Consider the following 22669-nt stretch of genomic DNA (forward strand, 5'->3'; position numbering starts at 1 on the left):
AGTAGCGCTTTAGTGGCCGCTCAGTCATCATTGGCCCGATTTGTCATCTAACAGTCATAAACGTGGGTATATAAGCCGCATTCTCAGCGCCGGACCTCGTTCTCCCTTACTGCATTCGCAGTGATGGCCAATTGCCCTAGATCAAGTAAATTAAATATCCATTCAATAAAACCAGTGGCTTGCCGATATCTGTCGAAAGCCTTACGGACGATTCAGCTCATGCGCAACAACCAGCCGATTACCCAGAGGGAACGGACTTTCCCTGCCCACCAGCGGTTGATCTCCACCACCAATGCCAAGGGTGTGATCACCTACTGCAACGATGCATTCGTCGAGATCAGCGGTTTCACCCGCGAAGAGCTGATTGGCGCACCCCACAACCTGGTGCGCCACCCCGATGTGCCGACTGCGGTGTTTGCCCACATGTGGCAAACCCTCAAGCAAGGCTTGCCGTGGATGGGCATCGTCAAGAACCGTTGCAAATCCGGCGATCACTACTGGGTAAATGCCTACGTCACGCCGATTTTCGAGAACAACCAGGTCGTCGGCTTCGAGTCGGTGCGGGTCAAGCCTACCGCCGAGCAGATCCGCCGTGCCGAAGCCCTGTACCAGCGCATCAACGATGGCAAGACCGCCATCCCGCGCCGCGATCGCTGGCTGCCGGTGCTGCAGGACTGGTTGCCGTTCATCCTGATCAGCCAGGTCGGTTTCCTGATTGGCAACTGGCTCGGTCACTCGTGGGGCTTCGCACTGGCCGCCGGTTTGTCGGTACCGCTCGGTCTGCTCGGCCTGGGCTGGCAGCAGCGAGGCCTGAAGCGCCTGCTGCGCCTGGCCGAACAGACCACCTCCGACCCGCTGATCGCGCAGATGTACACCGACAGCCGTGGGGTACAGGCTCGCCTGGAAATGGCCATGCTCAGCCAGGACGCACGCATGAAGACCTGCCTGACCCGCCTGCAGGACAGCGCCGAGCACCTCAGCGACCAGGCGCGCCAGTCCGATGCCCTGGCGCACAAGAGCTCCTCTGGCCTGGAGCGCCAGCGCGTGGAGACCGAACAGGTCGCCGCCGCCGTCAACCAGATGGCCGCCACCACCCAGGAAGTGGCCAACCACGTGCAACGCACCGCAGACGCTACCCAGGAAGCCAACCGCCTGACCAGCCAGGGCCGGCAGATCGCCGGGGAAACCCGCGACGCCATCGAGCGCCTGTCGACCGCCGTGGGCGAAACCGGCCAGACCGTGACCCAGCTGGCCAAGGACAGTGACGAGATCGGTGGCGTGGTCGATGTGATCAAGGGCATCGCCGATCAGACCAACCTGCTGGCGCTCAACGCCGCCATCGAAGCGGCCCGCGCCGGCGAGATGGGCCGTGGTTTTGCCGTGGTCGCCGACGAGGTACGCCAGCTGGCCCAGCGCACCGCCGAATCGACCGGGCAGATCCATGGCCTGATCGCCAAGCTGCAACAAACAGCCAACAACGCCGTGCTGACCATGGAAACCGGTCACCGCCAGGCCCAGGAAGGCGTTGACCGCGTCATGCAGGCCGACCAGGCACTGGTCGGGATCAGCGAAGCAGTGGCCAATATCACTGACATGGCGACCCAGATTGCCGCCGCTACTGAAGAACAGACGGCAGTGGCCGACGAGATCAGCCGCAACATCAGCACCATCGCCCAGCTGGCCGACCAGACAGCCGAACAGGCGCAACATTCGGCACTGCTCAGCGAAGAGCTGACCAGCACTGCCGGCAGCCAGTATTCGCTGGTGGAGCGGTTTAACCGCTAACGGCCGACGCCTGCGCGATCTCTGTAGGAGCGGCCTTGCGTCGCGAAAGGGCTGCAACGCAGCCCCAGCGATCTTGCAGTAGGGCAAATATTTGGGGCTGCTTTGCAGCCCTTTCGCGACGCAAGGCCGCTCCTACACAGATCGCGCACAGGCGCATCACCAGTCCAGTGTCAGCCGGCTCTCGAAGTAGCGGTCCTCGCCGGTCAACGGATCGGCAAATCGCAAGCTCTGCGCCAGCAGCTTCAATGGCCGCTGATAGTCGTCCTCTTCCTTGAGCAACTCGGGATAGAACGGGTCATTGCAGATCCCCGCCCCCAACGCCGCCATGTGCACACGCAACTGATGGGTCTTGCCCGTTACCGGCGACAGCCCGTAGCGCCACAACTCGCCCTGCTTCTCCAGCACTTCGGCAAAGGTCTCACTGTTAGGTTCGCCTGGCACTTCGTGCATGCGGAAGAACGGCTCGCCATGCACCAGGCGACTCTTGTGCACCAAGGGGAATACATGCTGCGGCAAGGCACCAGCGATGGCTTGATAGCGCTTGTCGATCCGCCGCTCCGGGAACAACCGCTGATACGCACTGCGCGTCTGTGGATTGGCAGAGAACAACACCAGCCCGGCGGTGTGCCGGTCGATGCGATGCAATGGCACCAGATGCGGGTTGTCCAGGCGGCGGATCAGGCGACGCAACAGGGTTTGTTCGACGTATTCACCGGTTGGCGTCACCGGCAAAAAGTGTGGTTTGTCGGCCACCACCAGGTGCTCATCCACATGCAGGATGGTTTCCTGCACCGGAATCGGCCGCTCGTTGGGCACCTCGCGAAAATAGTGCAGGCGCATGCCGCGACGGTACGGCAAGTCGGCGGCAATCGCCCTGCCCTCGGCATCGAGCACCCGGCCGCGGGCGAAACGATCGAGCCACTGCGTGCGCTCGATGGCCTTGAAATGGTCACACAGGCAATCGAGCACCGTCGCCCAGTTGCCGGGTGGCAGGCAGACCGTGCTGGCTTGCTGGTGGGCGGGGTCGAAAGGCGTGGTCATGGCAAGGCTCGGGCAATCAAAGCCGGGCATTATCCCCCAAGCCCGGCACCCCAACCAGCCTCGACCATCCCTTCACTGTGCGCCTTCAAGCAGCGCAGCACCTGCACAGGCTCCCAACGCCCAGGATCATAGAGTGCATAGACCAGCCCCTGGTAACCCACGACATCCAGGCCCCGGTGGTAACCGGCACGCTGGAACAAGGCCTCGATCTCTGCAAAACACGTGTTGAAATGCACCTTGCCAAATGGCGTACGGTCATCGGTGACCAGGCCTTCGAGGCGCAATTCCAGCACGGCGTCGCACACCCGCTCCACCGGCATGCGGTTGACGCTGTACTTGAGTTGCTCGACGTTGAGCATGGCTTTACCTCGACACTGTATTTATATACAGCATACGAAGAGCGATACCGCTGCGTCAATCGTTCGAACGCTACTGCAGGCCTGGCAGATAGCCCGTACCCTTGCGAATGGTCAGCACCTCGCGGCGCGGCGCGGCCGCCGATACCGACAGGTGAACCCAGCTGTCGAACTCCAGGATCAACTGGTCGAACGCCAGGTCACTCTTGCTGACCTGCCTGACCACTTCCCGATTGTCGATGCCGATGACGGTGAAGTCCGCAGCCAGGCCTTTCAGGTGCTGGCTGTCGCGCGCCCCCCCGACGCGTGCATTGACCCTCGCGCTGCGGTATCCGCTGCTGACGATGAGGGGGCGACCGAACAGCACCCGGACCTGCTCGAGCACCTGGCAGAGCAGGCGCAAATTACTCAGGATTTCAGGCGTAGGGGTGTTGTCCAACCCCTCTCTCGCGGCAACTTGCGAAGTAATCATTTCTTCCAGGGCAAAATGTGGCGTGATCAGCATGGCGGGGCTCTCGATGAAAATGCAAAAGGACCGATGACCATTCAACGGTCCGTCATCTTCATTTCTGGCCTGCAGGCCATGCACGAGGGCAAGTATTCCCGCTGCCCATCACTGGGCGAGGAAGGCCACTACCTGTTCGGCATCGAATGGCCAGTGCAGTTCTGCCGAAGTATCGCTGCGCCGCAACACCGGTATGATCAATCCATACCGTTCGAACAATGCCTGGTCATCGGCGATGTCGACCAACTCGATCAGCAAGCCGTGTTCAACAAAGGGCATCAGCTCGGCTTCGGCCACTTCGCACAAGTGGCACCCGAGGGTACCGAAGAGTTGGCATTCAGGCAGCATGGAGGGCAAGACCCGATTTGGCTTTAGGAAGAAGCTTATTCTAAGTCCGTCCTGCCCCCTCTGCACCTGACCCTGCTCAATCCTGGCTGGTGGCACCGATCCGGTGCAGCGACAGGTCTGCGCCCTGGAACTCCTGTTCATGGCTCAAACGCAGGCCATGCACCTGGCGAATCAGGCCGTACACGGCAAAACCACCAACCAGTGCGACCAGAACGCCTGCCAGGCTGCCCAACAGCTGGCTGAGCAGGCTAACCCCGCCCATACCACCCAGTGCCACCTGGCCAAACACACCGCAGGCAATACCTCCCCACAGGCCGCACAAACCGTGCAGCGGCCAGACACCGAGCACATCGTCGATCTTCCAGCGGTTCTGCGCGGCGGTGAAACTCCAGACGAACAGCACCCCCGCCACCAGGCCGGTGGCCAGCGCACCAATGGGGTGCATGAGGTCAGAGCCAGCACAGATTGCGACCAGCCCGGCCAACGGCCCGTTGTGCAGGAAGCCCGGGTCGTTGCGCCCGGCCAGCAAGGCTGCCAGAGTGCCGCCGACCATGGCCATCAACGAATTGATCGCTACCAGGCCGCTGACACCCTGCAAGGTCTGGGCGCTCATCACGTTGAAGCCGAACCAGCCGATGATGAGAATCCACGAGCCCAACGCCAGGAACGGAATGCTCGACGGTGCAAAGGCCACCAGACGGCCGTCGCGATAGCGCCCCCGCCGAGCGCCCAGCAACAGCACCGCCGCCAGCGCCAGCCAGCCGCCCATGGCATGCACCACCACCGAGCCGGCAAAGTCATGGAATGGCGCACCGAAGCGCGCCTGCAGCCAAGCCTGCACGCCGAAATTGCCATTCCACACCACGCCTTCGAAGAAGGGATAGATGAACGCCACGATCAGCGCGGTGGCGCACAGCTGCGGCGCGAAGCGCGCACGTTCGGCAATCCCCCCCGAGATGATTGCCGGAATCGCGGCAGCAAAGGTCAGCAGGAAGAAGCATTTGACCAGCGCATAGCCGTGGTCGGCAGCCAGCTGCGACGCAGGCTGCAGGAAATTCACGCCATAGGCGATCCAGTAGCCGATGAAGAAATACACCAACGCGGAGATGGCGAAATCGCTGAGGATTTTCGACAGCGCATTGACCTGGTTCTTGTGGCGCACGGTGCCCACTTCGAGAAAGGCGAAGCCGGCGTGCATGGCGAGCACCAGAATGGCGCCCATGAGGATGAACAGGGTGTTGGAGCCGTGGACGAGGGAGTCCATCGCGCTGTGCATGTTTTCCATGAAAGAGGCAGACCTGCTGAAAAAGCACCAGGACAGTTCAAGAACCTGCATCCCTGCACCGAATCGGTGCCAGCTTTTGCCCTGTTTTGCCGAACCGGGCGCGGCCTGCGTGGTTTTTTCTTGGGTTTGTCGTGGATTGGGTTAAGGTTTATCGGTATCCGCCAGGGTCGACGCCCTGGTTCGGCGCACCGCCCCGGGTTACGCCCCGCGTTGTGGCAAATCTCATTAGCAAGGCCCATACCAGCGCTGCTAATGAACCTTCCACACACCCGATCACTCGAATGACCTACATACCTGCATACCTGCATAGGGAGAGCCCCATGGCCAGCAAATCGGCAAAGACTGCACAAGAGATATTGATGGCTGACTTCCAGGCCTTGGTTCGCGATACCGAGCGACTGCTGGCCGATACCGCCAATCTGGCGGGCGACCAGGCCGACGAGCTGCGCGAGCAGATCCACGATCGCCTGACCCAGGCCCGTGAAACCTTGCAACTGACTCAGGACTCGGTGCGTGAGCGCGGCCAGGCAGCCCTCGGCAGCGCCGAACAGTACGTCCAGGAAAAACCCTGGCAGGCCATTGGTATTGCCGCAGGCGTCGGCCTGCTGATCGGCCTGCTGGCCAATCGGCGCTGAGGAGCCCCCATGGACAATGACAGCATTGGCACCAGCGCCTCGGGCAAACGCCTGGGCGCGGCGCTGCTGGGGCTGCTGCACAGCCACATCGAACTGTTCGGCATCGAACTGCAGGAACAGAAAGCACGCACCCTGAGCCTGCTGCTGTTTGCCGGCCTGGCGCTGGTGTTCGCGCTGCTGCTGCTGACAGCGTTGTCCGGCCTGCTGCTGGTGCTGCTGTGGGACAGCTATCGCCTGGCAGGCATCATTGGCCTGTGCGTCTTCTATGGCGCAGCGGCGCTGTATTGCGGCCTGCGCCTGAAAGCTGCAGTGTTCGATGAGTCATCACCCTTTGGTGCGACCCTCGAAGAACTGGCCAAGGACCGGGAGCGCCTGTTGCCATGAGCCTGCCTGAACTGCCGAACACCCGTAATCCACGGGAACTGCGCAAGGCGCTGCTGCGCCTGCGCATGGAAATGCACCGCCAGGAGATTCGCCATGAGTCCGGGCAGCTGATGCAACCCTTGCAGCGCCTGCGCGGCATGGGCAGCTCGTTGAATGACGGGTTGGGTATCAAGCATGCGCCGCTGTGGGGCATCGGCGCCGTCGTGGCGCTGGGCTTTCTGACCGGCAAAGGGGTACGCAGCGGTAACCTGAGCCGCCTGGTCCGCTTGGGCAGCAGCCTGCTGCCGCTGGTGCGCCTCTACCTGCAGGGCAACCGTCGCCCTTGAACGCCCTCCGGCCCTGATCCCACAGGGCCGGTCTCCACTTGCCCCTTGCACGCCTGCTCACGACCCCGGAAGCTATACCCTTCGATCGACAGGAGACCGCGCCTTGGACTGGCACACCCTGCTCACCCGCGAACGCCTCGGCAAAGCACTCTACAGCGCCGAAGAACTGGGCCGCAGCCCCTTCCACAAAGACCATGACCGGATCATCTTCTCAGGGGCTTTTCGCCGCCTCGGGCGCAAGACCCAGGTCCATCCCGTTTCCAGCAACGACCATATCCATACGCGCCTGACCCACTCCCTGGAGGTCAGCTGCGTTGGCCGCTCGCTGGGCATGCGCGTGGGCGAAACACTGCGCGACAGCCTGCCTGAGTGGTGCGAGCCCAGCGACCTGGGCATGATCGTGCAGTCGGCCTGCCTGGCTCACGACATTGGCAACCCGCCGTTCGGCCACTCCGGTGAAGACGCCATTCGCCACTGGTTCCAGCAGGCCGCCGGGCGCGGCTGGCTGGACGACATGAGCGACGACGAGCGCGCCGACTTCCTCAACTTCGAAGGCAATGCCCAAGGCTTTCGCGTGCTCACCCAGCTCGAGTACCACCAGTTCGATGGCGGTACCCGGCTCACCTACGCCACCCTCGGCACCTACCTCAAGTACCCTTGGACTGCCCGACACGCCGATGCCCTCGGCTACAAGAAGCACAAGTTCGGCTGCTACCAGAGCGAACTGCCACTGCTCGAACAGATCGCCCGCAAGCTCGGCCTGCCGTTGCTCGAAGAACAACGCTGGGCCCGCCACCCGCTGGTCTACCTGATGGAGGCGGCAGATGACATCTGCTACGCCCTGATCGACCTGGAAGACGGCGTGGAGATGGAGCTGTTGGACTACGCCGAAGTCGAGGCGCTGTTGCTCGACCTGGTCGGTGACGATTTGCCGGAAACCTATCGCCAGCTTGGCCCTGCCGACTCCCGGCGACGCAAACTGGCGATACTGCGTGGCAAGGCTATCGAGCATCTGACCAATGCCGCTGCCCGCGCCTTCGTCGAACAGCAGCAGGCACTGCTGAGCGGGTGCCTGAGCGGTGACCTGGTCGAGCACATGCACGGCCCGGCCAAGCGCTGCGTACTGCAGGCCAAGGACATGGCACGCAACAAGATCTTCCAGGACAAGCGCAAGACGCTGCATGAGATAGGCGCCTACACCACGCTGGAAATCCTCCTCAACACGTTCTGCGGTGCCGCCCTGGAACAACACGGCGGACGCACTCCTTCGTTCAAGAGCCGCCGCGTGCTCGATCTGATCGGCAACAATGCACCCACCCCTCAAGACTCGCTGCACAAGGCGTTCCTGCGCATGATCGATTTCATTGCCGGCATGACCGACAGCTATGCCAGCGAGATGGCCCGGGAAATGACCGGGCGCTCAAGCCCGTCCTGAAAATACGGCAGCGTCGCCCGGTGCAGTACCGAGCGGCGCTTGACGTTAAGAAACTTCCTACAAACAAAGCCTGCTCAATAAACAGCAACTAAACAGGCTAATGAAAAGTTGCCAAAACACCTTTGACGACGAAGCATATCCTTACACTTCGTAGCCAAAATTGAACTCAGCTGTAAGCCGTTTCCCATATATAGCCAATCTCCCTACTGCGTACCCCTGTCGAGTTGCAACTGGGGTAAGGTGCCTCCTGCCTTCGTCTTCCGCCGCAGGAAACCTGAATATGAATACTGTATTTATTGTCGATGACCATCCCGTCATCCGCTTGGCTGTCCGCATGTTGCTTGAAAACCAGAACTACAAGGTCGTAGGCGAATCGGACAACGGCGTGGAAGCCATGCAGTTGATTCGTGAGACCCAGCCTGAGCTGGTCATTCTGGACATCAGCATCCCCAAACTCGACGGCCTTGAAGTCCTTTCGCGCTTCCAGGCCATGGCCCTGCCGCTGAAAGTCCTGATCCTCACCGCACAGTCCCCGGCGCTGTTCGCCGTGCGCTGCATGCACTCGGGCGCGGCAGGTTACGTATGCAAGCAGGAAGACCTGAGCGAACTGCTCAGTGCAATCAAGGCCGTACTCGCCGGATACAACTACTTCCCTAGTCAGGCCATTCACAGCAATCACGAAACAGCGGACTCCGATTTGCGACTTTTCCGACTTGTTAACGATCGGGAACTCATGGTCCTGCAACTTTTCGCCCAAGGTCGCAGTAACCAGGAGATCGCCAAAGGCATGTTCCTCAGTAACAAGACCGTCAGTACCTACAAGAAGCGGCTCATGCAGAAACTGCAGGTCGACACCTTGGTCGACCTGATCGAAATGGCCAAACGCAACGCGCTGGTCTGAGGTTTTCGATGGTGCAATTGATCGCCTGCCTGGGGCTTGCCCTGGCATTGGCCTGCGGCCTGGCGCAGGCCTCACCCCCTGAAGTCGTGCCCTATACCCTGCTGGCCCGCTCTTCGACGATGCCGCTGCATCCGCAGTTGACGGAACAGCAACGGCAATGGCTGCAAGGCCGGCATGCCCTGATTCTGGGCACTTCGGCGCCCGACTATCCGCCCTTCGACATCACCAGTGGCGGGCAAATTTACCAAGGCCTCACCGCCGAATATGCCAGCCTGATCGGCAGGGCGCTGAACTTGCCGATCCAGGTCATGCGCTACCCCCACAGGCAGGCAGCACTGCAGGCGCTCAAGCGCGGGGACATCGACCTGCTCGGCAGCGCCAATGGTTACGAAGCGGCAACCGAAGGGCTGACGCTTTCACACCCTTATGCGGTTGACCAGCCCGTGCTGGTCACGCGGGAGGATGAATCGCGTGCCCTCAATGGTGACCTGAATGGCATGCGCCTGGGCATGCTCTACCACTACCTGCCCCAGGAGGAAGTCCATGCCGCCTACCCCAAGGCCGATGTGCTGGCCTTCGGTTCCGCCACCCAAGCGCTCTACGCCGTGGCTTTTGGCCAGGCCGACGTGTTCATCGGCGATACCATTTCGACCCACTACCAGCTCAATCGCGGGCACCTGCCACGCCTGCGCATGGCCAATTTCGGCCAGCACGAGCACTTCGGTTTCAGTTTTGCCATGCGCGCCGAAGATGTGCAGCTCAAGGAACTGGTCAATGCCACCCTCGACCGCCAGTCGAGCGCCGTGCGCACCAGTATTCTCAAGCGCTGGAGTGCTGGAAGTGACCTGCTGCTGAGTGATCGCCAGCTCCAGTTGACGCCAGAAGAAGAGCAGTGGCTGCTCAGCCACCCGATCATGCAGGTCGCCATCGACGAAACGGCGGCCCCCCTTTCCTATTTCGATGGCAATGGCCATTTTCGCGGGATAACCGCCGACCTGCTGGACTTGATACGCCTGCGCACCGGCCTGCGCTTTGAGGTCCAGCGGGCCAATGGCATCGCCGATATGCTCGCCCGGCTGGAAAACGGCCACGTGAACATGATCGCCGCACTTGCCAGCGACGGCACCACCAACCAACACCTGCGCCTGAGCCGGCCATACCTCGAAAGCCCACAGGTGCTGGTCACCCGCGCCGAAGATGAACAGTACGGTTCACTGCAGCAACTGAACGGGCACCGCGTTGCCATCTCCCGTTACAGCAACCTGGACGACTTGCTGGCAACCCGCTACCCACAGGTTGGCTGGATCGAGACCGAGAGCCCCTATTTTTCCGTCGCGCTGCTCAACAGTGGCGCCGTCGACGCCGTGATCACCCCCTTGATCGATGCCAACCACGCCTTGGCCGGCAATACCGGCCTGATCATTCGCAGCACGGTGGGCAGCGAGCCGGCGATCTTCGCCATGGCCACCAGCGAACAGGACATGCCGCTTGCCTCGATCCTCGACAAGGCCCTGCTGAGTATTTCGCCGGAAGAGCTGGGGGTGATAAACAACCGTTGGCGCGGCTACGATCTGCATGAAGACGCCAACTGGCGGGCCTTGCGCCGCGTGATCCTGCAGGTGCTGCTGGGCACTGGCGTATTACTGTTGCTGGCACTGATCTGGAACGCCCGCCTGCGGGGGCAGATCAAACAGCGTGAATGCGCCGAACGCGCCCTGAACGATCAGCTGGAGTTCATGGGTGCGCTGCTCAACGGCACTCCGCACCCCATGTATGTGCGCGACCGGGAAGGCCACCTGCAAAGCTGCAACGCCAGCTACCTCCAAGCCGTCCAGTCCCGCCTTGAAGACGTGATTGGCAGGCGCCTGGATGAGAGCCTGTTCGCGGACGCCGAGAACACGCGCCAGATCCAGGCCGACTACCAACAGGTGATGGCTGCCGGCGTGCCGCTGATCATCGACCGCCCTTTGCGCTTCAGGGATAGGGAAATCACCATCTACCACTGGATCCTGCCCTATCGTGATTCGCTGGGCAAAGTGCAAGGGATCATTGGCGGCTGGATCGACATCAGCGAGCGCCGCAAGCTGGTTCAGGAGTTGCGCGATGCCAAGCGCCTGGCCGACGACGCCAACCGCGCCAAGAGTACCTTCCTCGCCACCATCAGCCACGAGATCCGTACACCGATGAACGCGGTCATCGGCATGCTCGAACTGGCATTGAGGCGCGCCCTGCAAGGGCAGGTGGACCCCACCTCTCTGGAGGTCGCCCACCACTCGGCCAGGGACCTGCTTGGCCTGATCGGCGATATCCTGGACATCGTGCGTATCGAGTCAGGCCACCTGTCCCTCAGTCCGGAAGCGGTCGATCCCGCTGCACTGGTCGAGTCGGTTGGCCGTGTGTTCGATGGCCAGGCCCGGGAGAAGGGCCTGGCCCTGAACATCAGTATCAGCTCCAATGCCCGCGGCCATGGGTTGCTCGACCCACTGCGCTTCAAGCAGATTCTGTCCAACCTTATCAGCAATGCCATCAAGTTCACCGAGCAAGGGCAGGTCCACGTCACGCTCGATTTGCACGAGGAAGGCCCTGACGTACCTCCAACGCTGGAGCTTGAAGTACGTGACAGTGGCATGGGCATTCATGACGATGACCTGCTGCGGCTGTTCAATCCGTTCGTCCAGGCCAACCCACACAGCCAGAGTGCGCGGGCAGGCACTGGGTTGGGCCTGGCCATCTGCCGCAGCCTGTGCGAGATGATGGGCGGCAACCTGAGCATCAAGAGCATGCCAGGGCTAGGCACACAGGTTCGCCTGATGATGCCGCTGGAACGCGTCGATGCCCCGGCGTCACCCGTACTGGAAGTGGAAGCAGTCGAAGCCCCTGCACCCGACCTGAAAGTGCTGGTCATCGACGATCACCCTGCCAACCTGATGCTGATGGCGCAGCAACTGGGCTACCTTGGGCTCAGCCATGCCAGCGCCAGCAATGGCCGCGAAGGCCTGGACAAATGGCGAGAAGCGCCGTTCGACGTACTGGTGCTCGATTGCAACATGCCGCATATGAACGGCTACCAGCTAGCCACCGCCGTGCGCAGTGAGGAACGCCAGAGCGGACGCCCGCGTTGCGTCATCCTGGGCTACACGGCGAACGCGCAACCCGAAGTCAGGCAAAAGTGCCTGAGCGCCGGCATGGACGATTGCCTGCTCAAGCCCATCAGCCTGCGTACCCTCAGCCAATGCCTGGCCAAGATCGCACCCCGGCGACAGCAAGCCAATGCCCCACTGTTCAACCTGGCGGGCCTGGCCAGCATCGTCGGCAACAGCGACCAAAGCCGTACCCGCTTTCTCACCGCCGTGCACACCAGCCTGCAGGAAGACCTCGCACTGCTCATGAGCCTTGACCCCCAGCATCAAGCCGCCGAGATTCAAGAGCAGGCACACAAGATCCTCAGCGCGGCACGGCTGCTGGAAGCAAAGGGCATGATGAAGGCCTGCGAGGCCCTGGAGGAACAACGTGCGCCTGCAGCCTGCATCAAACTGCAGCGGCAGGTACTGGCTCGGCATATGCGCCGAGTGGAGAAAGCACTGGCCAGGGAACTGGCCAAGGCTTGACTGAGCGACGCCCGCGCGGGGCGCCGCTCAAGCACGGATCAGGAAGCCGGGTTGATCGGCTTTTCCGGATACCAGGCGTCCAGCAGCGGGCTGACTTCGATGGTGGTCAGTTCGCTGCGGCCCTTGAGCCAGGCTTCGACAGTGGCGCGCTGCTCTTCGCTGACCGAACCACGGTTGGCCAGGCAAACCAGACCGAAGTCATCGCCGCCGACGTAGTCCAGGCCGTTGGCATCCATGGCTTCTGCCAGGAAAGCGTCGAGGAAGGCATCGATGGCTTCGTCAGACAGGTCTTCCTTGAAACCCAGGTTCAGTTCGAAACCCAGCTCCTGGAATTCATCAACGCACAGCTTCTTGCGCAGACGACGGGAACGGTTGGTAGCCATGAAACAATCCTCTTGAGTATTAACGCGCGGCACTTTACCAGTTTCCACGCTCCAAAGGCGCTTTTCCGTCGAACGTGGCGCATGAACGCTGCGCTTGGGGCATAATGCGCTCTATATTTCATCCTGGGGTGATCATCTCTTACAGCCCCATTGTCTTTTTCCCTCGTCCGCAGGGTATTTAATCCATATGATCAAAAAGCTCCGCCCCCTCGTTCTCGCCGGCCTGCTGCTGCCGCTTGCATTGCCCAGCCAGGCTGCCGCCGTCAATACCTCGCTGCCGCCGAAAGTCCAACAGGCGCTCAAGGCCAACAAGCTTCAGGACAGTGCACTGTCGCTGGTCATGCTGCCGCTGAACGGCCCAGGTTCAGCCACCGTGTTCAACGCCGATGTATCGGTCAACCCGGCCTCGACCATGAAGCTGGTCACCACTTACGCCGCCCTCGAACTGCTCGGCCCCACCTTCCAGTGGAAAACCGAGTTCTACACCGACGGCACCCTGAGCAACGGCGTGCTCAATGGCAACCTGTACCTCAAGGGCGGCGGCGACCCCAAGCTGAACATGGAAAAACTCTGGTTGCTGATGCGTGACCTGCGCGCCAATGGCGTACGCACCGTTACCGGCGACCTGGTGCTGGACCGCAGCCACTTCGTGCAGCCCAACCTGCCGCAGTTCGACGATGACGGCGGCGACGTCAACAAGCCGTTCCTGGTCAAGCCAGACTCGCTGATGATCAATCTCAAGGCCCTGCGCTTCGTTACCCGCAACGACGGCGGCAAGGTCACCGTCGCGGTCGAGCCACCAATCGCCAGCATCCGCATCGACAACCAGGTCAAGGCCGTGGCCTCTAAGCAGTGCACCGGCGACGTACGCTACAACCCGGTGCCGCAACCCGACGGCATCAGCGTGACTGTCACCGGCCAGTTGGGCGATGGCTGCAACTCGCAGACCTACCTGTCGCTGCTTGACCACCCGACCTACGCTGCCGGCGCCGTACGGGCCATCTGGAACGAGCTGGGTGGCAGCATCCAGGGTCGGGACCGCATCGAGAACGTGCCGAAAAGCGCTCGCCTACTGGCCCGGGCCTTCTCGCCCGACCTGGTGGAAGTGATCCGCGACATCAACAAGTACAGCAACAACACCATGGCCCAGCAGCTGTTCCTGAGCATTGGTGCACAGTTCCGCACCGACGCCGACGGCGACGACGCCCGGGCCGCGCAGCGCGTGGTGCGCCAGTGGCTGGCCAAGAAAGGCATCACCGCGCCGCACCTGGTGATGGAGAACGGTTCCGGTCTGTCGCGTGCCGAGCGGGTCAGCACCCGCGAGATGGCGGCACTGCTGCAAGCGGCGTGGAACAGCCCGTACGCCGCCGAGTTCATGAGCTCGATGCCACTGGTGGGAATGGATGGCACCATGCGCAAACGCCTGAAGCGCACCGCCATGGCCGGCGAAGGGCACATCAAGACCGGCACCCTCAACACCGTACGGGCGATCGCCGGCTTCAGCCGCGACAGCAACGGCAATACCTGGGCGGTGGCGGCGATCCTCAATGATCCGAAGCCCTGGGGTGCCTCGCAGGTGCTCGACCAGGTGCTACTGGACCTGTATCGCCAGCCGAAGCTGAACAACAGCACAACTGCAGCCGCTCAATGATGCTTCGATAACCTGTTCCGGCCTCTTCGCGGGGCAAGCCCGCTCCTACAAGACTGTGGTAAACCTGTAGGAGCGGGCTTGTCCCGCGAAGAGGCCGGGGCAGGCATCAGGCCAGTTCTGACTCTACCCGGTCCCGGCCGGCCTGCTTGGCCGCATACAGCCCGGCATCCGCCCGCAGCAGCAAGGCATCCGCCCCCTCCCCCTGCCGCCACCCGGCCACGCCAAAGCTCGCAGTTACCTTGCCGACCCCTTCGACCGGCACGCTGCGTAAGCATTGCCACAATTCCATGGCCAGCATCCGCGCCTGCTCGGCATTACTGCCCGGGCACAGCACCATGAACTCCTCCCCACCCAGTCGGCAGAACACATCGGTGCGGCGCAAGCGCTGACCAATCCGCTGGCACAAACTGCGCAGCACATGGTCACCCACGGCGTGGCCGTATTGATCGTTGATCCGTTTGAAATGGTCGATGTCGAGCATGATTACCGCCAGGTCCAGCTCATCACGCTGGGCGCGGTCCAGTTCGACCTTCAGCCGTTCCTGGAAATAGCGGCGGTTATGAATACCGGTCAGCGCATCGGTCACCGACAGCGCCCGCAACTCTTCCTCCACCCCTTTGAGGTCCGAGATATCGGTCAGGTAGCCATGCCATAGCGTGCAGCCATTTTCGCCGACCTCCGGCGTTGCCTCGCCGCGCACCCAACGCAACCCGGCACGCGGCAAGCGCACCCGGTACTCTTCACGCCATGGTGAAAGGTGTTCGGCGGAATAACGCACCGAACGGCGCACCCGTTCCAGGTCATCAGGGTGAATGCGTTCGAATACCGCCGTGGCATCCTCGCGCAGCACCTGCAAGTCGACCTCGTAGATGTCGAACAACCCTTGGCTGGCATAGGGGAAACATGAGTGGCCATCGGCATCCAGCTGGTATTGATAGATGCCGCCCGGCACTTCCGCGCTGAGTTTCTCCAGCAAGCGGTCACGCAGGGCCAAGGCCTCGTGCACGCGGCGCCGCTCGGTGACATCGATGCAGATCGCCAGGTAGCCGACCCAGAGCCCCTGCTCATCGAGCACGGCAGTCACCAGCATGTTGGCCAGCAAATGGCTGCCATCCTTGCGCACCAAGGTCCACTCGCCCGGTTCGCCGCCACTGTCCTGGATGGTCTCGGCGAACATCGCCTGGCCTCCGGCGATATGCCGCCCATAGCGCAGGCTCAAGGCATGGGCACGCTGGCTGAGCTCTTCAGGCATCACCAGGTCTTCCAGCTGCAGGTGCCCAATGGCCTCGCTGGCCGAGTAGCCCAACATGCGTTCAGCACCGGCGTTGAAGGTGCTGACCTCGCCCTTGAGGCTGGTCGCGATGATGGCCACCTGAGTTGCGGCATCCAGTACGCTGCGCAACTGGTTGTGGGTCTCACGCAACGATTGCTCGCTGACCCGCAGCTGCGCCGTACGCTGCTCGACCAGGGTCAAGGCACGCTGGCGCTGGCTGAACAGGTTGTACAGCAGCGCGCTCAGCAGCAGGCTCAGCAAACCGCCGAGCAGCCCCACGGCCAACGCGGCGGCGGACTGGTTGGCCTGCATGAATGCCTGGCTCGGGCGAATGTCGAGCTGGAAGTGGTGGTCGGCCAGGTGCAGCAACTGCGTGCTGACCAAGGCCTGTGCCGCCACCGGGTTCTGCGAATCGAACAACACTTCATGGCCATTGCGCCCGCTCGGGTCGATGATGCGCACCACCAGGTTGTCATCCGCAGCGACCGGCAGGCCCTCAGTGACCAACTGGCGCATGTTCAGCAAGGCCATGACATAACCCGCGGGGGGACCATCCGGCCGTGCATCGGAGAACACGGGTGCGACCATCAGCAACCCGCGGGCAAGCTCGGGGGCAATGTTGAGCATGTCCAGCGGCTCGGAAACCGCCATGCTGGCTGGCTGCAGTGCCCGCTCCAAGGTCTGCTCGCGGGCCGGCTGGCTGCGCAGGTCGAGGCCGTAGGGTTGTCCCTGCATGAGCTCGGCCTGGGTATAGAGCACCGGGTAGTAATAGGCACGCGGAGGCGAAGGGTGCCAGTTACCGGCGCCATCCACCTCGCGGATCAGGTAATCCTGCCCCAACCAGGCACTGGCCTGGCGCTCGAACTCGCGCCGCTGCCCAGCCTCGACCCGCGGTGCCCAGGAATAGGCCTGGGTCCGCTGCAGCAGGGGCCGGGCGTAGCCATCGAACTCGCTCGGGGTGATTTCGTTGGAGTAGCTGAAGAAGCGCCGCAAGCCATCCAGGCGTTGCTCCTGGTCGTCGAAACGCTCGGCGATGCGGCTATGTCGCTCGCTGGCCAGCAGTTCGAAGCGCTGGCGCAACTGCTGCTTGTAGAACGCTTGCGCGGCCAGCGCCAAGCCGGCCGACAGCAGGACGCCAGCCACCAACGCGACCAGCGCCACCGCCCAGGCAGCCATCGCCTCGCTGCACAGGCCCAGCACCTTCGCACGCACGCCCCACTTCGACATAGATCGATCTCATCACGTCAGCGTCCTGCGAATTCTCTGGCCCTGTGCTGAGTTATAGCTATTGGCCATTAGGCACGCAATGCGCCTCGTCGAATTAACGCAATTGCAGGCGCCAGGCGCGGTGAATGCGGTTGTTGCGGGCGAAGTCCGGGTCCAGGGTCTGGGCGCTGATTTCCTCCACCGCATAGCGCGTGCTCACATGCTCATCGAGCTGGAACTTGCGGAAGTTGTTGGAGAAATACAGCACGCCACCCGGTGCCAGGCGAGCCATGGCCAGGTCGAGCAGTTGCACATGGTCGCGCTGGACGTCGAATACCCCTTCCATGCGTTTGGAGTTGGAGAAGGTCGGCGGGTCGATGAAGATCAGGTCGTAACTGTCGCGATTGGCTTCCAGCCAGGCCATGACATCGCCCTGCTCCAGGCGGTTACGCTCGGAGAAGCCGTTCAACGAAAGGTTGCGCCGCGCCCAGTCCAGGTAGGTTTTCGACAGGTCGACGCTGGTGGTGCTGCGTGCACCGCCTTTGGCCGCGTGCACGGTGGCCGTGGCGGTGTAGCAGAACAGGTTGAGGAAGCGCTTGCCGTTGGCCTCACGCTGGATGCGCATGCGCATCGGGCGGTGGTCGAGGAACAAACCGGTGTCGAGGTAGTCGGTGAGGTTGACCAGCAGCTTGACGCCGCCTTCGTTCACTTCCTGGAAGCGACCTTCGGTGGCCTGGCGCTCGTACTGGCGAGTACCGCTCTGGCGCTCGCGACGCTTGAGCACCACACGCTGCGGGTCGATGTTCAGGGCCTGGGGGATCGCCGCCAGGGCATCGAGCAGGCGTGCCTGGGCCTTGTCCGGGTCGATCGAGCGCGGGGCTGCGTATTCCTGCACATGTACCCAGTCCTGGTAGAGGTCAACTGCCAAGGCATACTCCGGCATGTCGGCATCGTACAAGCGGTAGCAGTCAACTTGCTCACGGCGGGCCCACTTGCCAAGCTGCTTGAGGTTCTTCTGCAGGCGGTTGGCGAACATCTGCGCGCCTTCCGACAGGCGTGCCGGCTCGCTGGCAACCGCCGCTGGGCGGCGGACCTCGCCATTGTCGGCCTGGGCCTCGCGGCGCTCGCCGGTGACGAACTGGTCAGGCTGGACCTTGAACAGCAACAGCTTGCACGGCAACGCGCCGTTCCAGAAGGCATATTGCTTGTGGCTGCGGATGCCCATGCGCTTGCCCAACTCCGGTGCGCCGGTGAACACCGCCGCTTCCCAGCCCATGCAGGCCTGGCGCAGGCGCTCGCCAAAGTTCTGGTAGAGGTACAACAGGCTGGCCTCGTCACCCAGGCGCTCGCCGTATGGCGGGTTGCTGATGACCAGGCCTTTCTGGTTCTGGTCCGGGCGTGGCTCGAAGGTGCTGACTTCACCTTGATAGATCTTCACCCAGTCGCCCAGGCCGGCACGCTCGACGTTATTGCGCCCCGGCTGGATCAGCCGTGGGTCGGCTTCGTAGCCGCGAATCCACAGTGGCGGCTTGGCCAGGCCCGCTTGCGCGCGGGCCAGGCCCTCTTCGTGAACCTTGCGCCAGGTGGCCGGCACATGGCCGAGCCAGGCACTGAAGCCCCAGCGTTCACGCTTGAGGTTGGGCGCAATATCGGCGGCGATCATCGCCGCCTCCACCAGGAAGGTACCGACACCGCACATCGGGTCGGCCAGGGCGCCACCTTCGGCAGCAATGCGCGGCCAGCCGGCGCGGATCAGCACCGCAGCCGCGAGGTTTTCCTTCAGCGGCGCAGCGCCTTGCTGCAGGCGATAACCGCGCTGGTGCAGGCTATGGCCGGACAGGTCGAGCGAGAGGATCGCCTCGCCACGGTCCAGGCGCAGGTGCACGCGCACATCCGGGTCGACCTTTTCCACCGACGGGCGCAGGCCCTCACGGTTGCGCAGCTTGTCGACGATCGCGTCCTTGACCTTGAGCGCACCGAAATGGGTGTTGTCGATGCCCGAGCCATGGCCGCTGAATTCCACTGCCAGGGTACCGTCGGCAGCCAGGTGGTCAGCCCAGTCGACGGCGTGCACGCCATCGTAGAGGTCGTCGGCGTTCTTCATCGAGAAGCGCTTGAGCACCAGCAACACGCGGTTGGCCAGGCGCGACCAGAGGCACAGGCGGTAGGCGGTTTCCATGTCGGCGGCGCCGCGAATGGCCGAGGTGTGCTCACGCACATCATCGAGGCCGAGGCCTCGGGCCTCTTCGGCAAGCAGGCCTTCCAGGCCTTTGGGGCAGGTGAGATAGAGTTCGAAACGGTCCGACATGAGTATTCCAGCGCCTTGGGCTATGTAAGTGACGAGGCGACGCATCGCCTTGCCGATGTTTGCCCGAACGCCCTTCCAGCAAGCGTCCGAGTGGCCTTCCCCGCTGCATCAGCGCAGCTGGGGGGCCGGGCCGCCTGATCGATCCGCTGCTCGCCAGGGGGCAAAAACAGCTTAGATCATCAGGCAGTACCAATAATTTCCGTCGACGTCGGGGTACGTGTGACCCTTCGTCGCATTACCAAATATTTCTGTCATCCCGGCGCAACGCTGGCGAAATGACGTCAAGGTTCGGCAAACCCCGATCATAGCGGGCTCAACGTCAAACAAGGTTGAGTCGCATTTATTTACTTATCCCCTCACCCTTGGAAAGGTTACGTGCTTATGACAAATCGATCATTCACACGGTGACCTGCATTCGATAGAACTGGTCTCAGGCCGCTTCGCAACGAGGCGGCACCTTCAGCTCGCCACGCCGGCAGCGAGCGCAAAACCGGCAGAAAGACTCTGCCCGGCCTCGGAGAGGCCGACGGGACATTACAGTCAACAAGTGAGGGCAACACCCTATGAGAAGACTTAAGCGTGATCCGTTGGAAAGAGCATATTCACGTGGCTACCAATACGGGGTCACCGGCAAATCCCGCGAACTTTGCCCCTTTACTCTTCCTTCAGTTCGCCAAGCCTGGATCAACGGCTGGCGCGAAGGTCGCGGCGATAACTGGGACGGAATGACTGGCACCGCTGGCATCCATAGACTCAACGAAAATCACGCCGTTGGCTGAACGAGGACACTGAATTCGAGTTACCATGCGCGCCCTATCCGGGCGGCGGGCTTCGGCCCAGGGGCCCCTTGAAGGGGCCCTTTTTTATGCCCGCCTTCAGGCCTTGGGCATTGCCGCGATCGCATCCACCGCTTCACGGATCAGCGCTGGGCCTTTATAGATGAAGCCCGAGTAAATCTGCACCAGGCTCGCACCCGCAGCGATCTTCTCTGCCGCATGGCGGCCTTCGGTAATGCCACCGGCGGCGATGATCGGCAGCTTGCCACCCAGCTCGCCCGCCAGCACCTTCACAATGTGCGTGCTCTTCTCCAGCACGGGCGCGCCCGACAGACCGCCGGCCTCGCCACCATGCTCCAGCCCTTCGACACCTTCGCGACCCAGGGTGGTGTTGGTGGCAATCACCGCATCCATCCCAGACTCCATCAGCGCGCTGGCGACCAGTGCGGTTTCCTCGTCGCTCATGTCTGGAGCGATCTTGATCGCCAGCGGCACGCGCTTGCCATGCTCGGCCGCCAGTTGCTCACGGCGCTCGGCCAGGGCATCGAGCAGCTGCTTGAGCGAGTCGCCGAACTGCAGGCTGCGCAGGCCCGGGGTGTTCGGCGAGCTGACGTTGACGGTGATATAGCTGGCTTCGGTATAGACCTTGTTCAGGCAGATCAGGTAGTCGTCGACCGCCCGCTCGACCGGGGTATCGAAGTTCTTGCCGATGTTGATGCCCAACACGCCGTCATAACGCGAAGCCCGCACCCGCTCGAGCAGGTGATCGACGCCCAGGTTGTTGAAGCCCATGCGGTTGATGATTGCCGTCGCCTGCGGCAGGCGGAACAACCGTGGCTTGGGGTTGCCCGGCTGCGGACGCGGGGTCACGGTGCCGATCTCGACGAAGCCGAAGCCCAGCTGGGCAAAGCCGTCGATGGCCGCGCCGTTCTTGTCCAGGCCCGCCGCCAGCCCCACCGGGTTGGCGAAGTTCAAGCCCATCACGGTCACCGGCAACGCGGCCGGCTGCTTGCACAGCACGCCGTTGAGCCCAAGCCGGCCACCGGCGCCGATCAGGTCCAGGGACAGGTCATGGGAGGTTTCCGGGGAAAGCTTGAACAGCAGCTGGCGGGCCAGGGTATACATGGGCGGGCAAGGCTCGGGGTGAGTGAGGCAGCGATTATAGCCAGCGCGCGCCCGGCATGACAGGGGCTTGGCACATGGGTTGCTACTTCCCCTGCCAACAGCCTCTTCAGTACAGGCGAGAACCTTCGTGAATACAGCACCTCTGGCCTGGGTAACCGGCAGCGACGCGCCGGAAAAACCCAGCCTCAACATCGGCTACATGGCCCTGACCGATTGCGCCTCGGTGGTGGTCGCCGCCACCCAGGGCTTCGCCCAGCAGCACGGCCTGACCCTGAATCTCAAACGCCAGGGCTCCTGGGCCGGCCTGCGCGACAAGCTGGCCAGCGGCGAACTGGATGCCGCCCATTGCCTGTACGGCCTGGTCTACGCCGTGCATCTGGGCATCGGCGGTGTGCCGGCCAGCGACATGGCAGTGCTCATGGGGCTGAACCAGAATGCCCAGGCCATCAACCTGTCGCCGGCCCTGCAGCGCAAGGGCGTGACCAGCCCTGAGGCACTGGCGCAACAGGTGCACCAGCATGGCGCACGGCTGACCTTCGCCCAGACCTTCCCCACCGGCACCCACGCCATGTGGCTGTATTACTGGCTGGCCAGCCAGGGCATCCACCCGCTGCACGACGTCACCAGCGTGGTAGTGCCTCCGGCCCAGATGGCGGCGCATATCCAGGCCGGGCGCATCGACGGCTTCTGCGTCGGCGAGCCTTGGGCCGCCGCCGCCGTCAGCCAGGGCCAGGGCTTCACCCTGGCCACCAGCCAATCGATCTGGCCCGATCACCCGGAGAAGGTACTGGCCAGCACCCGCACCTTCGTCGAGCACTACCCCAACAGCGCACGCGCACTGATCAAGGCGATACTCGCTGCCAGCCAGTTCATCGAACAGAGCCCGCAGAACCTGCGCAGCACCGCGCAACTGCTCAGCGGCAGCGCCTACCTCGACACACCGCTCGAGAACGTCGAGCCGCGCCTGCTGGGTAACTATCAGGACGGCCTGGGCAACGCCTGGCACGACCGCCACGCCCTGCGCCTGTTCGACCAAGGCCGCGCCAACCTGCCTTACCTGTCGGACGGCATGTGGTTCATGACCCAATTCCGCCGCTGGGGCCTGCTGCGCGACGACCCCGACTACCTCGGCGTGGCTCGCCAGGTGCAGCAATTGCAGCTGTACCGAGAGGCCGCTGAAGCTCTCGGCGTGCCCTGCCCTGCGTCGGCAATGCGCAGCAGCTTGCTGATCGACGGTACACGCTGGGACGGCAGCGATCCGTATGCCTACGCCCGCAGTTTCCGCCTGCACGCCTTGGGCGAAATGCCCGATGCCCGGATCGGTCTGTGAGGGCCATG

General features: G+C 62.8%; 19 protein-coding genes. 10 read left to right on the forward strand and 9 right to left on the reverse strand.

Going from position 1 to position 22669, the window contains the following annotated elements:
* Positions 1-219 precede the first annotated feature (219 nt).
* The gene (locus N430_RS02620) at positions 220-1785 is read left to right on the forward strand and encodes a PAS domain-containing methyl-accepting chemotaxis protein (protein ID WP_110631165.1); all 1566 of its coding nucleotides are present in this window, start codon (positions 220-222) and stop codon (positions 1783-1785) included.
* Positions 1786-1941: 156 nt separating this feature from the next.
* Here N430_RS02620 and N430_RS02625 read toward each other — a convergent pair whose 3' ends face one another.
* The 5 genes from N430_RS02625 to N430_RS02645 all read right to left on the reverse strand — a co-directional run bounded on the left by N430_RS02625 (position 1942) and on the right by N430_RS02645 (position 5320).
* The gene (locus tag N430_RS02625) at positions 1942-2826 is read right to left on the reverse strand and encodes a pseudouridine synthase (protein ID WP_110631162.1); all 885 of its coding nucleotides are present in this window, start codon (positions 2824-2826) and stop codon (positions 1942-1944) included.
* Between the two features lie 29 nt (positions 2827-2855).
* Positions 2856-3185, reverse strand: coding sequence for a transcriptional regulator (locus tag N430_RS02630; protein ID WP_110631159.1), 330 nt, complete (start codon positions 3183-3185; stop codon positions 2856-2858).
* A 70-nt stretch (positions 3186-3255) separates the two neighbouring features.
* Positions 3256-3687 carry a D-Ala-D-Ala carboxypeptidase family metallohydrolase gene (locus tag N430_RS02635; protein ID WP_110631156.1) on the reverse strand — a complete coding sequence of 144 codons (432 nt, stop codon included), beginning with the start codon at positions 3685-3687 and terminating at the stop codon, positions 3256-3258.
* Between the two features lie 108 nt (positions 3688-3795).
* Positions 3796-4035, reverse strand: coding sequence for a glutaredoxin family protein (locus N430_RS02640; protein WP_110631153.1), 240 nt, complete (start codon positions 4033-4035; stop codon positions 3796-3798).
* Between the two features lie 76 nt (positions 4036-4111).
* Positions 4112-5320, reverse strand: a complete 1209-nt coding sequence (locus tag N430_RS02645; protein WP_110631150.1) for an ammonium transporter — start codon at positions 5318-5320, stop codon at positions 4112-4114.
* Positions 5321-5640: 320 nt separating this feature from the next.
* On the opposite strand from N430_RS02645, the gene N430_RS02650 reads away from it, so the two are divergent.
* The 6 genes from N430_RS02650 to N430_RS02675 all read left to right on the forward strand — a co-directional run bounded on the left by N430_RS02650 (position 5641) and on the right by N430_RS02675 (position 12609).
* Positions 5641-5955 (forward strand): YqjD family protein, encoded by a 315-nt coding sequence (locus tag N430_RS02650; protein ID WP_110631147.1) that lies wholly within the window; start codon positions 5641-5643, stop codon positions 5953-5955.
* A 9-nt stretch (positions 5956-5964) separates the two neighbouring features.
* Positions 5965-6339: a phage holin family protein gene (locus N430_RS02655; protein ID WP_110631144.1), complete on the forward strand. Its 375-nt coding sequence runs from the start codon at positions 5965-5967 to the stop codon at positions 6337-6339.
* The gene (locus tag N430_RS02660) at positions 6336-6665 is read left to right on the forward strand and encodes a hypothetical protein (protein ID WP_110631141.1); all 330 of its coding nucleotides are present in this window, start codon (positions 6336-6338) and stop codon (positions 6663-6665) included. The genes N430_RS02655 and N430_RS02660 overlap by 4 nt, the downstream gene beginning before the upstream one ends.
* A 103-nt stretch (positions 6666-6768) precedes the next feature.
* The gene (locus tag N430_RS02665) at positions 6769-8100 is read left to right on the forward strand and encodes a deoxyguanosinetriphosphate triphosphohydrolase (protein ID WP_110631138.1); all 1332 of its coding nucleotides are present in this window, start codon (positions 6769-6771) and stop codon (positions 8098-8100) included.
* 280 nt (positions 8101-8380) lie between these two features.
* On the forward strand, positions 8381-9001 hold the full coding sequence (locus N430_RS02670; protein WP_110631134.1) for a response regulator transcription factor: 621 nt from the start codon (positions 8381-8383) through the stop codon (positions 8999-9001).
* An 8-nt stretch (positions 9002-9009) separates the two neighbouring features.
* Positions 9010-12609, forward strand: a complete 3600-nt coding sequence (locus tag N430_RS02675; RefSeq protein WP_110631130.1) for a transporter substrate-binding domain-containing protein — start codon at positions 9010-9012, stop codon at positions 12607-12609.
* Between the two features lie 38 nt (positions 12610-12647).
* On the opposite strand, the gene N430_RS02680 is transcribed toward N430_RS02675, so the two are convergent.
* Positions 12648-12992 (reverse strand): YggL family protein, encoded by a 345-nt coding sequence (locus N430_RS02680; RefSeq protein ID WP_027919421.1) that lies wholly within the window; start codon positions 12990-12992, stop codon positions 12648-12650.
* Between the two features lie 187 nt (positions 12993-13179).
* On the opposite strand from N430_RS02680, the gene dacB reads away from it, so the two are divergent.
* Positions 13180-14643, forward strand: a complete 1464-nt coding sequence (dacB, locus tag N430_RS02685) for a D-alanyl-D-alanine carboxypeptidase/D-alanyl-D-alanine-endopeptidase (protein ID WP_110631127.1) — start codon at positions 13180-13182, stop codon at positions 14641-14643.
* A gap of 106 nt (positions 14644-14749) precedes the next feature.
* Here the strand turns inward: dacB and N430_RS02690 are convergent, their stop codons facing one another.
* Complete coding sequence (locus tag N430_RS02690; RefSeq protein WP_110631124.1) at positions 14750-17143, reverse strand: diguanylate cyclase; 2394 nt, start codon at positions 17141-17143, stop codon at positions 14750-14752.
* Between the two features lie 94 nt (positions 17144-17237).
* Positions 17238-19430 carry a bifunctional 23S rRNA (guanine(2069)-N(7))-methyltransferase RlmK/23S rRNA (guanine(2445)-N(2))-methyltransferase RlmL gene (gene rlmKL, locus N430_RS02695; protein ID WP_110631121.1) on the reverse strand — a complete coding sequence of 731 codons (2193 nt, stop codon included), beginning with the start codon at positions 19428-19430 and terminating at the stop codon, positions 17238-17240.
* 563 nt (positions 19431-19993) lie between these two features.
* Here rlmKL and rmf point away from each other — a divergent pair.
* On the forward strand, positions 19994-20209 hold the full coding sequence (gene rmf, locus N430_RS02700; protein WP_079227119.1) for a ribosome modulation factor: 216 nt from the start codon (positions 19994-19996) through the stop codon (positions 20207-20209).
* A 96-nt stretch (positions 20210-20305) separates the two neighbouring features.
* Here rmf and N430_RS02705 read toward each other — a convergent pair whose 3' ends face one another.
* Positions 20306-21331: a quinone-dependent dihydroorotate dehydrogenase gene (locus N430_RS02705; protein WP_110631118.1), complete on the reverse strand. Its 1026-nt coding sequence runs from the start codon at positions 21329-21331 to the stop codon at positions 20306-20308.
* A gap of 127 nt (positions 21332-21458) precedes the next feature.
* On the opposite strand from N430_RS02705, the gene N430_RS02710 reads away from it, so the two are divergent.
* Positions 21459-22661 (forward strand): CmpA/NrtA family ABC transporter substrate-binding protein, encoded by a 1203-nt coding sequence (locus N430_RS02710; RefSeq protein WP_110631115.1) that lies wholly within the window; start codon positions 21459-21461, stop codon positions 22659-22661.
* Positions 22662-22669: the final 8 nt, after the last annotated feature.

Origin of the sequence: Pseudomonas sp. CC120222-01a, assembly GCF_003097235.1 — a bacterium.
In the GTDB taxonomy this organism is placed as follows: Bacteria; Pseudomonadota; Gammaproteobacteria; order Pseudomonadales; family Pseudomonadaceae; genus Aquipseudomonas.